We start from the raw sequence: 14,292 nt of genomic DNA, 5'->3' as shown, positions 1-14,292 counted from the left end.
GACACCGTCAATCGACGCCGTCGCCGGTCGGACGGTCGGTGATGATGAGGGGGTGACCTTGAGGATCGACATCAGCGGCCTGCCGTCCGAGCGAGTGCGGTTCGCCGCATCCCCGCTGGCCGAACTGACCGCGATGCTGCACGTGCTGGCCGAACCCGGACATCATCCGCAGTTCGCCGCCTGGGCCGGGGACGTCTGGGCCGGGCTGTCACCGGAACTCGCCGAACGGTTGCGGGAGGCGGACTTCCTCTGGCGCTCCTCACAGGCCGACTTCCTGATCCCCGCCCGGCCCCGGCCGACCCTCGCCGAGGAGCTGCGCGACGTGGACCGGATCGACGACGAGAGATATGTGACCGCCGCACTCGTCACCACATGCGGCGGCAACCGGGTCCGCTTCGTCGCGCCCTCGCCGCTCACCGACGCCACCGCCCGCGAACGTGCCCTGGATCTGGCCCAGGCCCGCGGCGCACGACAGGAGGCCTTCGCGGAACGGCTGCTCGCGGACCCGGCCACCGTGCGGGTGTGGGTGCGCGAAACCCTCGAACAGTGCGCCGAGGCCTTCTTCGACGCCGCTTGGTCGGGCGTCGCCGTACAACTCGCCACCGACCTGCGCCTGAAGAACGACCTGCTGAAGCGCAAGGGCATCGGGTCGGCCCTCGCATCGGTCTCCGGCGCGATCGCGCTGGCACCGGACGGCGACCGCATCGTCATCGACAAGCTGCAGGACAAGGCGACCACCGCGCACGACACCGGGGTCACCTTCATCCCCACCGTCTTCAACCGCCCGCACCTAGTCGTGGTCCACGCGCCCGGGTGGCATCCGGTGGTGCAGTACCCCGTGGCCGAGTCGGGCCCTTCGGAACCGGTGCCACTGGAAACGGTCACCCTGCGCCTGGAGGCACTGGCCCATCCGGTACGACTGCGCCTGCTGCGCACCCTGGCCCGCGGCCCGCACACCACCGGCGAACTGGCCCACGTCTGGGAGTTGTCAGCCCCGGAGGTGTCCCGTCACCTCGCCGTCCTACGCCGCGCGGGTCTGCTCACCGCCCGACGCCAGGGCCGTTACGTCCGCTACACCCTCAACCTGCCCGACGTGACAACTCTGGGCACCGACCTGCTGGCAGCCGTACTGCGCTGACCGACCCCGAATCGCCGAAGCCCCCGGGCGCCCTCGCCGCCGCGTCATCATCGGCGACGACCGCGCAGTTCGCTCATGTGGCCGCGGTGTTCCGGATTTCGATGATGTCCGGGAAGGTCCCGTACGGTCCCATGGCTCCCCAGGCGAGCCGGCCGGTGAACGGGACCGACAACTCCTGCGGCGGCACCGGCACCAGGACGTGGTCGCTCGTCTCGAGCACCGCCAGGGTTACGTGCGGGCGATAGTCCGCGCCCGCCGAGGTGAGCGTGCCCAGTGACAACTCGCGGGCGTGCCCGAGCACTTCGCGGTGTGCCGCGTCGAGGTCGGCGCTGCGGAGCGCCTCCGACCCGACGTACACACCGCCTTGCGGCACGTAGGGGTCGCCGGTCGCGAACGCGGCGATCTGCGTACCGGACAACACCACCGGCAACTCCGCCGGGACCGTCGCGCAGGTACGCCCCCACAGCTCGGCGGCCTCCGCCCGACCACAGTCGACGTGCAGCAACGTCAGGTGCGGTCGGCGCACTTCGTCCACACACATGATCGTGGGCACATCGTGGGCAATGGAGCGGGCATACGCCACCAGGCGTGCCGATGTCCGCGTGTCGGGCAAGAGGATGATCCCGTAGGGCATCTGCCGTCACCTTTCGTTCTCCCGAGCCGGCGCCGTCCCCGCGGCCCTCGGCGCTCCTCATGCTGCCGTGCCGCTCCCTCGCAGACGGCCCCCGCGCGCAAAGCGGCCGACCACCGCGCGCACCGCACTCCCGGCCCGCCGCCGGACCCGCCGGCCAGGGGTCCTCACCCGTATGGGTGCCCCGGGTTGCGGTTCGGGGATTCCGTTCGCGTTCGCTCGCGATGAGGCGCACGATGGAAGTGGTGGACTCCGAAGGAGATGATTCACCATGCTTGCTGTGCGTTCGATCAACGAGGCCGACGAGAGCCGCGACATGCCGCACGGTCACCTCGACGTAGTCAGTTTGGAAGGCGTCGATTTCGGCGTTGCCCGATTCGAGCCGGGCTGGCGGTGGTCGCAGGATGTCGGACCCATCGCGGGGACCGACAGTTGCCAGTTCCACCACAACGGTTACGTGGCCCAAGGGCATCTGCACATCCGCATGGACGACGGTGAGGAGAAGGATCTCGGCGCGGGTGACGTCTTCGTCTGCGATCCCGGCCACGACGCGTGGGTCGTCGGCGACGAGACCGCGGTCGTCTTCGACTTCGCCGGCAACATCCACGAATACGCCACGCCCGCCAAATAAACGAGGTCACGACGGCACGAGCGGGTAGGTCGAGGTACGAGCGCTGCACGACGACCCGGCGGTAGGCGTCCCGCATGGCGGCCGCGGCCACCACGAAGTCCGCGGACTGCGGCCCGCCACGCGGGTCGGCCCGGTGGTACGGAGCCGGCCCCGGGTCGTGGGGCGCGCCGCGGGTCAGTCCTGCGGTTCTGCAGCGATGATGTCCAGCAGCCCCGGGAATCGCCGCTCGACGTCGGCTCGACGCAGGCTGGCCATGCGGCTGTTGCCCCGGTCGACCTGACGGACCAACCCGGCCTCGCGCAGCGTGCGGAAGTGGTGCGTCAGGGTCGCCTTGGACACCGGCAGCCCGAAGGAACTACAGGTCCGCGCCGTGGCATCGGGCTCGTTGGCCAATTCGCGCACCACCCGACGACGCAGCGGGTCCGCCAGCGCCGAGAGCACCCGGCCGAGTTCGATCTCCTCGACGTCCGGATGACCTTCGTCGTCGGGCATGCGGCCACCTCTCTTTCAGGTACGGCTTGCATCATACCTACTGCCTTGCTAGCGTCCACCGGGCACTAGGTACGAACTTCGTCTTACCTTCTGGAGGAGAATCCCATGCCCCAGCCGCTCACCCTCGTCGGCACCGCCCGGCCCAAGCCCGAACGCGCCGCCGAGTTGAAGCAGCTCCTGCTCTCGTTCGTCGAGCCCACACGAGCGGAACCCGGTTGCCTCGAATACCACTTCCATGAGGACCGCGACGAACCCGGAGTCTTCGTCTTCTACGAGGCGTGGCGCTCGCAGGCCGATCTCGACGCCCACCTGGCGCTCCCCCGGATGAGCGCCTTCTGGGAGAGCCGCATGGACTATCTCCAGTCCGATCTGGACATCCGTTTCCTCACCATGCACAGCCCCTACCGGCCCGACTTCTCGAACTGACCGCCGCCACCGCGCCGCCGCCGCCGGTCTCGATCGGTGCCCCGGTCACAGGCTCGCGAGCAGATCGTCGAGGGGAGCGGGTACCCGCTCGGAGTCGAGGGCCTCGACCAACAGCCGGCCGTAGCGGATCTTGCGGCCCTTCTTCGTACCGAGAAAGCGCCGCAGCCGCTGGTGCGAGGGCCGGTCCCGGTGTGCGGGTTGGCTCACGAAGGTCTGCCAGGCCCGAAGGTCGCCCTCGGCCGCGAGGATCTCCTCGACCCGTGCCACGCCCAGCGCGCGGACGAGTTCGTCCTCCAGGTCCGACACGCACACGAAGAACCCGCGGCGCGGTGCGCGGGCCCGCTCGAGAGCGCGGTCGTAGAAGCCCTGCTCGCCCTCGTCGCACAGTCCGGCCAGGCGCAGCCCCAGCCCCGGCGGCCCGAGCAGGCCCGCGTACCGGCCGACGCTCATCGCCCCGCCCATCGGCAGCGCGCACACCCCTTCGGAGGACAGGTCCCGGCCGCGCCGCGCGGCCAGCGTCTCGACGGCCGCGAGATCACTCGGCCCTTCCAGCAACACCGCGGTCCGCACGCGCAGTCGCACGGCCAACTCACCCGCAGGCCCGCCGGGGCCGCCCGCCGCCCAGCCGGTAACCGCATCCCGGAACGCTCGCATGTCCACCATGCGCCGATTCTTTCCCGGTGCGAACGGACACGGCACGCAGTTTTCCCCGGCGAGGGAAGGCCCGGGCATCGAACAAGCCCGTCATGGAGTAATCGGCCATGAAGGAGAAGGACGCTTTTGCCGGTCTCGTGTGGAGCCGGTCGGAACAGCGCGCGGCACGCGGCGGCGCCGGCTTCGTGCGCGGGCCGGGCGGGCAGTCGGCCGACAGGCATGCGGCCGCCGTCGAGCGGGTGGGGCCGCGGCCGGGGCCTGGGCCGTCCCTGGGAGCGCTACACGGCCGACCGATGACGACCGGTTCGACGGCGCGTCTTGTGCGGCTCGCCGTCGAAGCCGGGCGGCTGCCGGACGGGCCGTCGCCGGGAACGGGCCGTCGTCGGCCGTTCGGCGTGGCGTTCCCATTTGTACAAGACCGCGGTGGCGGTTTCGGGCACCCTCGTCGGTGTCCGCCCGCCGACGGGTGGTTCTTCGCTGCCCACCGGCCCGTCACCAGGAGCTGCCCATGTCCATTCGCCGCGTGATGCCCGATTTTCCCTCGCAGGCCATGGCGGAGAGCCGGGACTTCTACGGCCTCCTGGGCTTCGAGGAGGTGATGAACCAAGGCTGGGTGATGACGCTCGCCTCGTCGTCGAACCCCACCGCGCAAATCACCTTCATGACCCACGACAAGACCGCGCCGGTCGTACCCGACGTGAGCGTCGAGGTCGATGACGTGGACGCGGTCCATGCGGCGGTACGGGCGAGCGGCGCGGAGATCGTGCACCCCTTGCAGGACGAGGAGTGGGGAGTACGCCGGTTCTTCGTCCGCGACCCCAACGGCCGGGTGGTCAACGTGCTGACGCACCGCCAGGGTTCGGTCGGCGCCGAATGAGGGTCGCGCTGCGGATCGTGGGCCGCGAGGGTCCGTGCGTCGGCGGGTTCCGGGGTCGGCCGGCGCGCCGGTTGCGCGGACGCGCCTCGCCCCTCCTTCCTCGTGCCGTCGGGGTGGGCTCGGGTCTCGTGGTCGACACGGGAGAGGCTCGATGCTACTTTCGGAACATGTTCGGAAAGTCGATCGGGCCGCGCCCTGGACCGGAGTCCGCGCTGACGGCGCAGACGGGAGAGCGATGAAGGCCACCGACCTCGCCCAGGCGGAGGCGCAGTCCATACCGCCGCCGGCGGCCCTGCCGCCATCCCCGCCATCCCCGCCATCCCCGCCGGAGGCCGACGCGGCGGCGGGGAAGAGCCTGGTGCGGTTGTTGCGCCCGTACGGATGGAGCTTCGCCGCCGTTGTCGTCCTGCAGGTCGTCGGCGCGCTCGCGGGTTTGGCGCCGCTGCTGGCGGTCGTCGAGTTGGGCCGCTCCCTGCTGTCGCCCGGCCCGACCGATCGTGATCACGTCCGGATGGTCGTGATCGCGGGCGCCGGCGGCATGTTGGTCCGGCTGGTGTTCACGGCGGCGTCGTCGGGGATCGGGCACATCCTCGACGGCGGGGTGCAGCTGATGTTCCGTCGGGAACTGGCCGCACGGTTGGGGCGCGTTCCGATCGGTTGGTTCTCCCGGCGGCGAACCGGCGAACTGGCCAAGGTGGTGGGGGAGGACGTGAGCGCCGTGCACCCCTTCATCGCGCACGCCCCCGGCGAACTCGTCTCCGCGTTCGTGGTGCCGCTCGCGTCGCTGATCTACCTGTTCACCATCGACTGGCGACTCACGCTGATCACGTTGATCCCGGTGGCGCTCGCCGTGGCGATGGTCCCGTTGATGATGACGCCGACCCGGCTGGGCGAGCAGCAGGAGTTCGACGCGGCCATGGGGCGGATCTCCAGTTCCGTCGTCGAGTTCGTGCAGGGCATCTCGGTGGTCAAGGCGTTCGGCGGATCCGGGCGCGCCCACCGCAAGTTCCGCACCGCCGCGGACGACTTCGTCGACACCTTCCACCGCTGGGTGCAGGGGCTGTCCCGGATCGCCGCCGCGATGCAGCTGGTGTTGTCGCCGCCGTTCGTGCTGCTGGTCGTGCTCGTCGGCGGCGCGGCGCTGATCACGAACGGCGGCATGGACCCGGCCGATCTGCTGCCCTTCCTGCTGCTCGGACTGGGCCTGACCGCGCCGGTGGCGGCTCTCGGCCACGGCTTCGACGACATGCAGGCCGCCGGGCGCGCGGTCGGCCGGATCCGGGACGTCCTCGACGCGCCGGTGCTACCGGAGCCCGATCACCCGGTCGCACCACGCGGCCACCGGGTGGAACTGCGCGACGTGCGATTCGGCTATGAAGCCGAGCACGAGGTGCTGCGCGGGATCGACCTGGTGCTCGAACCGGGAACGGTCACCGCGATCGTCGGGCCGTCGGGAAGCGGAAAGTCCACGCTGGTCCAGTTGTTGCCGCGATTCTTCGACCCGACCCACGGATCGGTCGCCCTGGGCGGCGTCGATCTGCGCGAGCTCGACAGCCGGGAGCTCTACCGGATGGTCTCCTTCGTCTTCCAGGACGTCCGCCTGTTGCGCGCGTCCGTCGCGGAGAACATCGCGCTCGCCGTACCGCAGGCCGACCCGGACGACGTCGTGCGTGCCGCCCGACTCGCGAACATTCACGATCGCATCCTCGAACTGCCGCGCGGATACGACTCGGTGATCGGTGCGGACGTCGGACTGTCGGGAGGCGAGGCGCAGCGGATCTCGATCGCCCGCGCCCTGCTGGCCGATACACCCGTGCTGGTGCTGGACGAGGCGACCGCGTTCGTCGACCCGCAGACCGAACACGCGGTGCGCCGAGCCCTGGCGACGCCGGGCAGCGATCGCACCATGCTGGTCATCGCGCATCGCCTGGAGACGATCGCGGACGCCGACACCGTCGTGATGCTGGAGAACGGTTCGATCGTCGAACGCGGCAGCCCCACCGAACTCATGGCGCAGGACGGAAAGTTCGCCGCGTTCTGGCACACCCACCGATCGGCTGTCGCCGACGAGGGGGGCGCCCCCGAAAACGCGGCGCAAGGAGACGAGTCCCGATGATCCGAATGTTGCTGCGTGTGCTGGGCAACGAGCACGCCCGGCCGATGCGCCGCACCGTGGCGCTGATGACGACGGCCGCGCTGGCCGAGGGCCTGTCGTACGCACTGCTGGTCCCGGTGCTGCGGGCGTTGTTCGGGAGCACACCCGAGGACGCCTGGCCCTGGTTGATCGCGTTCGGGGGCGCGGTCGCGGTCTACGCGGTGCTGCGCTACAGCGGCGACCTGTCCGGATTCCGGATCGGGACCACGGTGTTGCGGGGCACGTACCACCGACTCGGCGATCACATGGCCCGGTTGCCGATCGGCTGGTACAGCGCGAGCCGCGTCGGGGAGGTGTCCACGCTGGCCAGTCGGGGCGTCCTGGAGGCCATGGGCGTGATCGCGCATCTGCTGGCACCGCTCGTCTCCGCCTGCGTGACCCCACTGACCATCGCGGTCGTGATGCTCGCCTTCAACTGGCAGATGGGGCTGGCCGCGTTGGCCGCCGCACCGATCGTGGCGGCGATCCAGATCCGGACCGCACGCTCGATGGCCGCCGCCGACGCGGAGCGCACCGAACGCGACCACGAGGCCACCGGGCGGGTGATCGAATACCTGCAGGCCCAGCCGGTGTTGCGGGCCGGCGGCCGGACCGTCGAACGCTTCCGGCTGCTCGACGACTCGTTGCGGGAGGTGCGGCGCACGTCCCGCCGTTCCACGCTGTCGGCGCTGCCCGGCGTGGTGGGACTGACACTCGTGGTGCAGGCGATGTTCACCGTGCTGCTGGTCCTGGGCGCCTACCTCGCGCTCGAAGGGGACGTCGGCGCGGCGGAGGTCCTGACGATCCTGGTGTTGGCGGCCCGCTGCGCGGATCCGTTGCTGTCGCTGACGGACATCGCCGGCAAACTCCGCGGCGCGCGTTCCGTGCTGGCGGGCCTCGACGCGGTGCTGCGCGCCGAGCCGCTGCCGGAAGCCTCCGAACCGATGCAACCGGTGGGCCACGGCCTGGAGTTCGAGTCCACGGTCTTTCGACACGGCGACCGTACGGTGATCGACGACGTGTCGTTGTCCGTGCCGGAGGGACAACGACTGGCCGTCGTCGGACCGTCGGGATCAGGCAAGAGCACCCTGCTCCGGCTGCTCGCACGGTTCCACGACGTGGACGCGGGCGCGGTGCGGGTGGGCGGGGTGGACGTGCGCGCGATCGATCCGCGCGTGTTGATGGAGCGGTTCGCCATCGTCTTCCAGGACGTCTATCTCTTCGACGGCACGATCGAGGAGAACGTACGCCTGGGCCGTCCGGACGCCGACGACGCGGAGGTGCGGGCGGCGGCGACCGCGGCCCGGCTGGACGAGGTGATCGAGCGACTGCCCGGCGGATGGGCGACGCACGTCGGCGAGGGTGGAGCGCTGTTGTCCGGCGGCGAGCGCCAGCGCGTCTCGATCGCGCGCGCACTGCTCAAGAACGCGCCGATCGTGCTGCTGGACGAGGTGACCTCGGCGCTGGACCCGGTGAACGAGGCCGCAGTCCACGACGGCATCGAACGCCTGATGGCGGGCCGGACGGTGGTGATGGTGGCGCACCGGATGCGAACCGTGCAACGCGCCGATCGCATCGTCTTCCTGGACGCGGGCCGGATCGTCGAATCCGGCAGCCACGACGAACTGCTGCGCCACGGGGGTCGCTACGCCGAGTTCTGGAGTGTCTCGCCTGCTCCTGCGTTGAGTTGACGCGTCGAGCCGGCCCGTCGGCGCGGGCCCGCCGCCCGCCCGTTGTCGGCGGGCGGCGGGCGGCGTGCCGGATGCCCGCGACGACGCGAAAGTGTGTACCATCGAGCCCGTTGCGCGACGCGCGCAACCAACACGAGGAGGTGAGCCCGATGAACAACCGCATGGCATGTGTCGGTATGAACCGGGCCCTCCCGTTCGCCGCGTCCGTATGACGCATTCGGGAGTGCCCCGCGCGTGAGCGCGCTCTCGAAACGAAGGAACCATGACAGTCGAGACCTTCCGGATCTCCGTGTCCGACGACGTCCTGCACGACCTGCGGACCCGTCTGCGCCGTACCCTGTTCACCACCGCCTCCGACTCCACCCGCTGGGCCGCCGGTGTCGACCCCGGGCAATTGCGCGACCTGGTCGCCTACTGGGCCGACGACTTCGACTGGCGCGCGGCCGAGACGGCACTGAACGCCCATCCCCAGTACACCGCCCAAGTGGCCGAAAAGCGTGTGCACTTCGTGCACCTCAAGGCCAGGCGGGCGGAGGGGGCGCCGGCGGCGATGCCGCTGATTCTCACACACGGCTGGCCCAGCAGCTTTGTGGAGATGTTGCGCGTGGCCGGGCCGCTGACCGATCCGGCGGCCTACGGCGGCGACCCCGCCGACGCGTTCGACGTGGTGATCCCCTCCCTGCCCGGCTTCCTGTTCTCCGAGTTGCCCCGGGGGCCGTTCACCCGTCGCGGCGTCGCCGAGATCTGGCACGAGTTGATGACCGAGACGCTCGGCTACCCGCGCTTCGGCGCGTTCGGCGGGGACATCGGCGGTGGCGTCAACCAGTGGCTCGGCGCGCTGTACCCGAAGGAGGTCGCCGGCGTGCACCTGACCTCGGCCGTGATCTCCGCCGACTTCGGGACCGCCCCGCCGACCGCCGACGAACAGGCGTTCCTGGACGCGCTGGACGCGTACGACCAGGGTGATCAGGGCTACAGCGAGATCATGTGGACCAGGCCGGACACGATCGCCGCCGCCCTGGCCGACTCACCGGCCGGGCTGTTGGCCTGGATCGCCGACAAATACCGGGACTGGAGCGACTGCGGCGGCGACCTGGAGACCCGCTGGGACCGGGACACGCTGCTGACGGTGGCGACCCTGTACTGGGCCACCGGGAGCATCGGCTCGTCGTTCCGTCAGTACTACGACTACCCGAAGAACACTCCCGTCCCGCCGATCACCGTCCCGGCGGCGATCACCCTGAGCAATGAGCCCGCCTTCCGCAACTACCCGCGCAGCCTCGCCGAACGTGTGCACACCGACCTGCGCCACTGGCACATCCCGGAGCGCGGCGGCCACTTCATGGCACACGAGGAACCCGACCAGGTCGTCGCCGACCTGCGGTCCTTCTTCCGGCCGCTGCGGTCGAGCGGCGGGTGAGCGGGTGCGCGGGTGAGGGATTGAGCGGGTGATCGACGCGGGGCGCTCGGCCGAAGGTTTCCGGTCGGGCGCCCCGCGCGGCTCCGCGGATCTCCCCGCCCCGACGGATGGCCGGTCGGCCGATACCGGCCTCGCACGGTCGCCCCGGTGGGGCGGTCCCGGGTCGGCAGGGTCGGTGGGTACCGTGTTTCCGGTGACCCCAGTCGACGCGGGCGTGGACGCCCTTGACCGCCGTATCATCGCCGCCCTCCAGGTCGACGGCCGCGCCTCCTGGCGTCGGATCGCGACCGCCCTCGGCGAGCCCGAGCGCACCGTGGCGCGCCGAGGGCTGCGCCTGCTGGAGACCCGATCGGTGACCGTGACGGGCCTCGTCGCCGGCGGTGACACGGTGATCGTGCGGCTGAACTGCCGGCCGGGGCAGGTCCGCGAGGCGGCCATCGCCGCGGCGTCCGGCAGCGGCACCGTGTTCGCGTACGTGCTGGCCGGCTCGGTGGACTGCGTGGCCGAGGTGCAGTGTCCGCCCGATCGGCTCGCGCGTTTGATGTTGGAGGAACTGCCCACCCTGCCCGGCCTGGTCTCCCAACAGGTCGCGCCGGTGTTGCGGTACTTCCGCACCGTGCACGAATGGCAGCCGGACATCCTCGCCCCGGACGAGGCGAGTGCGCTCGCGCGGTTTCCCACGCCGACCGAGCACGTCGAGCCGGCGGATGCCGACGTCGGCCCGGAGGAGTGGAGCATTCTGCACGCGCTTGCCGAGGACGGCCGGCGAACGCACGAGGAACTCGCCGCCATCGCGGGTGTCTCCGAGGCCACCGCGCGCCGCCGGGTGGAGGCGCTCACCCGTTCCGGCATGGTGAGCATCCGTGCCTCGACCGAACCGGCCCTGCTCGGCTTCCCGGTGGAGGCCATGTTGTGGATCCGCACCCGGCCCGACGACGTCGAGGCGGTGGGTCGGCTGCTCCTCGACTCGCCGTTGGTGCGCTACGCGGCGGTGGTGATGGGGGAGTACCAGATCCTGGTCGACGTCGTGCAGCCGTCGAAGCAGGCGCTGCACGAGTTCCTGACCACCTCGCCGTGGGTGCGGCGCGTGGAGGCGGTGCAGTCGCACCTCGTGGTCGAACCCCTGATGCGCAGCGCGACCCCGACCCCACGACTGCGCGAACTGCTCGGTGCGCGGGTCGGGGCCGGGCGCGGGGCCGGCGTCGGCTGACTCGCAGGCGGTACGGCCGGGTTCAGCGGGCCGCTCGGGCCTGGGCGAACTCCTCGGCGATCGCCGTGCCGAGTCGGTCGAGGAAGTCGCCCGGCGCGAGCGACCCGGGTTCCGCGACCTCGGCGACTTCGGCGGCTCCCGCGATTTCCGCGACTCCGGGGGCTCCGGCGATTTCCGCGACGACGCGATGCACGATTCCGGCTGCCAGCAGGGCCCGGGCGCCGATTCGTTGTTCGTCGGCGAGTTCGGCGGCCCGGGTGGTGTCGCGATGCACGATCGCCGACGCGCCCTCGGGCGGTAGCGGGGCCAGCCACGCGTGTTCGGCCGCGATCCGGCGCACCGCCGGTATCAGCGCCAGCGCGGCGCCGCCCGCACCCTCGCCCAGCAGCAGACCGACGGTCGGCACGGGGGAGGACCCGAGGTCGGCCACACAGCGGGCGATCTCGCCAGCCAGGGCTCCCTCCTCGGCGGCCGGGGTCAGCGCGGCGCCGGCGGTGTCGATCACGGTCAGCAGCGGCAGGCCCAGTTCGGCGGCCAGCCGCATCCCGCGCCGCGCGGTGCGCAGGCCGCCCGGTCCCACGGGGCCGCCCACGGCCGCCCGTTCACGATCGTGGCCGACCACGACACAGGCCGTACCGCCGATCCGGGCGAGGGCGATCCGCATCGCGTCGTCGCGCTCACCGGCCCCGGTCCCCGACAGCGGTACGAGCGTTTCGGCGCGGCGCAGCAGGTCGGCGAGCCCGACACGGTCCGCCCGGCGGGTCCGGACGACGGACCGCCAGACGCCGTGTGGCGCGCGGGCCGGACGAGGACGCTGGTTCGGGGGCGCCTGGAGGGGACTCCCGTACCGGTCCGAGGGCGCCGCGCCGGGATCCGGCCCCGAGCCCGAGTGCGCCGAAGTGGTTCGTGCCGTGGTGGTGGCTCGTTCCCCGGACAGCAGGTCGAGCGTCCGCGCCGTGCGGCGGCGCAGTTCGGGTGTGGTCGCCACCGCGTCCAGGACGCCCCTGCGGTACAGGTTCTCCGCCCGCTGCACATGCTCCGGGAACGGTGCGCCGTGCAGCGCCTCGTACACGCGCGGCCCCAGGAACCCGATCAGCGCCCCGGGCTCGGCGGTCGTGACGTGTCCGAGCGAGCCCCAGGACGCGAACGCCCCGCCGGTGGTGGGGTGGCGAAGGTGGACCAGGTAGGGCAGGCCCGCGGCCTTGTGCGCGACGATCGCCGCGGTGATGTCGATCATCCGCACGAACGCAGGCGTGCCCTCCTGCATCCGGGTGCCGCCCGAGACCGGTGAGGCGAACAGCGGCAGTCGTTCGGCGCCGGCCCGACGGATGGCCGCCACCAGGCGGTTCGCGGCGGCGTCCCCGATCGATCCGGCCAGAAAGCCGAATTCGCCGAGGAGCACGGCGATCCGGTGCCCGGCGATGCGCCCCTCGCCGGTTCGTACCGACTCGTCACTCCCGCTGCGCGCGCGGGCGTGCGCGAGGGCATCGGCGTACGGGCCCGGGGCGGCGTTCGGCGGGATCGGTTCGTCCCAGGAGCGGAAGCTGTCGGGGTCGAGCAGGTCGGTGGCGAAGGCGAGGGCGGTGGGCCGACCGCGGGTCGCGGCGGCGGGTGTCATCGGCGCGTCCCCACGTCGGTGCGCGGGGCTCGGTGCACGTCGGCCGCGACGACGTGCCCCGCGTCGCGATGCGCGTCGTCGGCGGCCCGGGACGGGTCGCAGGGGTGCGCGTCCGAGGGGTGTTCGTCCTCGGCGTCCCGCGCGTCCAGCCATGCCCGCACGCTCGCGTCGTGTTGGCCGAGGGTGGGCGGCGCGGTGTGCTCGCGGCGCCCCCCGTCGTCGAAGCGCCAGGGCGGTCCGGGCAGTTCGATCGCTCCGAGCGTGGGGTGCTCCACCTCGACGACCAGGCCCTGCTGCCGGGTCTGCTCCCACGCGTACACCTCGTCGATGCCGCGCACCTTCCCCGCGGGCACCCCGGCCGCGTCGAGCCGGGCAAGCCAGTCGGCGGCGCTCGCGCCGGCGAAGACCGCCGTCAGTTCGGCCGCCAGCTCGTCGCGCCGGCGGACCCGGTCGCCGTTGCCGGCGTAGCGCGGGTCGTCCGGATCCAGGCCGGTGACGGCGGCGAGGGCCCGCCACAGCGCCGGGCTGCCGGCGGCGAGTTGGATGTCGCCGTCGGCGCAGTGGAAAAGCCCGTAGGGAGCGATCGAGGGATGCTGGTTGCCGGTGGGCTCGGGGAGGTCGCCGGCGACGGTCCACCGGGTGCCCTGGAAGCTGTGGATGCCGATCATCGAGGACAACAGCGAGGTCCGCACCACACGTCCCCGGCCGGTGGCCTGTCGTTCCAGCAGCGCCGCGAGTACTCCCGAGACGCCGAAGATCCCGGCGAGCAGATCGGCGATCGGGGTACCGACCTTGGTCGGCGCGCCGGGCTCGCCGGTCAGGCTCATCAGGCCGGCCTCGCCCTGCGCGATCTGGTCGTAGCCGGCCCGCCCGCCGTGCGGACCGTCGTGGCCGAATCCGCTGATCGACAACACGACCAGGCCGGGATTGAGTTCGTGCAGGCGCTCGACGGTGAAGCCGAGGCGGTCGAGCACCCCGGGCCTGAAGTTCTCGATCAGTACGTCGGCCCGACGGGCCAGCCGGGTCACCAGGTCGCGGCCCTCGGCACTCTTGAGGTCGGCGGTGACCGACTCCTTGTTGCGGTTGCAGGCCAGGAAGTAGGTCGACTCGCGGGCGTCCGCCGGACCGACGAACGGGGGACCCCAGCCCCGGGTGTCGTCGCCGCCGCCGGGTAGCTCGACCTTGATCACGCGGGCCCCGAGGTCACCGAGCATCATCGCGGCGTGTGGGCCGGCGAGGGCTCGGGACAGGTCGAGGACGAGGCGGCCGTCGAGCGGGCCGCGGATACCGGACGGATCGCCGGACATGGGACCCCTTACGTGTGCGATGTCTATTGACTGAAACAGTCAGAAGATAAGCATGCATGGCCG

Annotated in this window: 13 protein-coding genes; 8 read left to right on the top strand and 5 right to left on the bottom strand. The window is 71.6% G+C overall.

Annotation, left to right across the window (positions count from 1 at the left end):
• Nucleotides 1-52: 52 nt before the first annotated feature.
• Nucleotides 53-1,138: a DUF5937 family protein gene (locus tag ACIRL2_RS37855; RefSeq protein WP_395869697.1), complete on the top strand. Its 1,086-nt coding sequence runs from the start codon at nucleotides 53-55 to the stop codon at nucleotides 1,136-1,138.
• Nucleotides 1,139-1,211: 73 nt separating this feature from the next.
• Here the strand turns inward: ACIRL2_RS37855 and ACIRL2_RS37850 are convergent, their stop codons facing one another.
• Complete coding sequence (locus ACIRL2_RS37850; protein ID WP_402238404.1) at nucleotides 1,212-1,772, bottom strand: hypothetical protein; 561 nt, start codon at nucleotides 1,770-1,772, stop codon at nucleotides 1,212-1,214.
• A 268-nt stretch (nucleotides 1,773-2,040) separates the two neighbouring features.
• Here ACIRL2_RS37850 and ACIRL2_RS37845 point away from each other — a divergent pair, with 268 nt between their 5' ends.
• Complete coding sequence (locus ACIRL2_RS37845) at nucleotides 2,041-2,400, top strand: cupin domain-containing protein (RefSeq protein WP_395869693.1); 360 nt, start codon at nucleotides 2,041-2,043, stop codon at nucleotides 2,398-2,400.
• A gap of 174 nt (nucleotides 2,401-2,574) precedes the next feature.
• Here ACIRL2_RS37845 and ACIRL2_RS37840 read toward each other — a convergent pair whose 3' ends face one another.
• Nucleotides 2,575-2,892 (bottom strand): ArsR/SmtB family transcription factor, encoded by a 318-nt coding sequence (locus tag ACIRL2_RS37840; protein ID WP_395869692.1) that lies wholly within the window; start codon nucleotides 2,890-2,892, stop codon nucleotides 2,575-2,577.
• 105 nt (nucleotides 2,893-2,997) lie between these two features.
• On the opposite strand from ACIRL2_RS37840, the gene ACIRL2_RS37835 reads away from it, so the two are divergent.
• Nucleotides 2,998-3,318, top strand: a complete 321-nt coding sequence (locus ACIRL2_RS37835) for a putative quinol monooxygenase (protein ID WP_395869690.1) — start codon at nucleotides 2,998-3,000, stop codon at nucleotides 3,316-3,318.
• A 45-nt stretch (nucleotides 3,319-3,363) separates the two neighbouring features.
• Here the strand turns inward: ACIRL2_RS37835 and ACIRL2_RS37830 are convergent, their stop codons facing one another.
• The gene (locus tag ACIRL2_RS37830) at nucleotides 3,364-3,981 is read right to left on the bottom strand and encodes a TOPRIM nucleotidyl transferase/hydrolase domain-containing protein (RefSeq protein WP_395869688.1); all 618 of its coding nucleotides are present in this window, start codon (nucleotides 3,979-3,981) and stop codon (nucleotides 3,364-3,366) included.
• Between the two features lie 499 nt (nucleotides 3,982-4,480).
• On the opposite strand from ACIRL2_RS37830, the gene ACIRL2_RS37825 reads away from it, so the two are divergent.
• The 5 genes from ACIRL2_RS37825 to ACIRL2_RS37805 all read left to right on the top strand — a co-directional run bounded on the left by ACIRL2_RS37825 (nucleotide 4,481) and on the right by ACIRL2_RS37805 (nucleotide 11,304).
• Entirely contained in the window at nucleotides 4,481-4,849 is a 369-nt protein-coding gene (locus ACIRL2_RS37825; protein ID WP_395869686.1) for a VOC family protein, read from the top strand.
• Between the two features lie 355 nt (nucleotides 4,850-5,204).
• Nucleotides 5,205-6,965 carry an ABC transporter ATP-binding protein gene (locus ACIRL2_RS37820; RefSeq protein ID WP_402238534.1) on the top strand — a complete coding sequence of 587 codons (1,761 nt, stop codon included), beginning with the start codon at nucleotides 5,205-5,207 and terminating at the stop codon, nucleotides 6,963-6,965.
• Nucleotides 6,962-8,674, top strand: a complete 1,713-nt coding sequence (locus ACIRL2_RS37815; protein WP_402238401.1) for an ABC transporter ATP-binding protein — start codon at nucleotides 6,962-6,964, stop codon at nucleotides 8,672-8,674. The genes ACIRL2_RS37820 and ACIRL2_RS37815 overlap by 4 nt, the downstream gene beginning before the upstream one ends.
• Before the next feature lie 262 nt (nucleotides 8,675-8,936).
• Nucleotides 8,937-10,094: an epoxide hydrolase family protein gene (locus ACIRL2_RS37810; protein ID WP_402238399.1), complete on the top strand. Its 1,158-nt coding sequence runs from the start codon at nucleotides 8,937-8,939 to the stop codon at nucleotides 10,092-10,094.
• Nucleotides 10,095-10,287: 193 nt separating this feature from the next.
• A complete protein-coding gene (locus ACIRL2_RS37805; RefSeq protein ID WP_402238397.1) occupies nucleotides 10,288-11,304 on the top strand; it encodes an Lrp/AsnC family transcriptional regulator in 1,017 nt (338 codons plus the stop codon).
• 22 nt (nucleotides 11,305-11,326) lie between these two features.
• On the opposite strand, the gene ACIRL2_RS37800 is transcribed toward ACIRL2_RS37805, so the two are convergent.
• Together ACIRL2_RS37800 and ACIRL2_RS37795 are read right to left on the bottom strand one after the other, a co-directional pair.
• Nucleotides 11,327-12,922 (bottom strand): carboxyl transferase domain-containing protein, encoded by a 1,596-nt coding sequence (locus ACIRL2_RS37800; protein WP_402238395.1) that lies wholly within the window; start codon nucleotides 12,920-12,922, stop codon nucleotides 11,327-11,329.
• Complete coding sequence (locus tag ACIRL2_RS37795) at nucleotides 12,919-14,229, bottom strand: CaiB/BaiF CoA transferase family protein (protein WP_402238393.1); 1,311 nt, start codon at nucleotides 14,227-14,229, stop codon at nucleotides 12,919-12,921. The genes ACIRL2_RS37800 and ACIRL2_RS37795 overlap by 4 nt, the downstream gene beginning before the upstream one ends.
• Nucleotides 14,230-14,292 lie beyond the last annotated feature (63 nt).

The sequence above is a fragment of the Embleya sp. NPDC127516 genome (assembly GCF_044765325.1).
Taxonomy (GTDB): domain Bacteria; phylum Actinomycetota; class Actinomycetes; order Streptomycetales; family Streptomycetaceae; genus Embleya.
The sequence above is the reverse complement of the archived record's forward strand: the minus strand, read 5'-3'. Positions and strand labels throughout refer to the sequence as shown.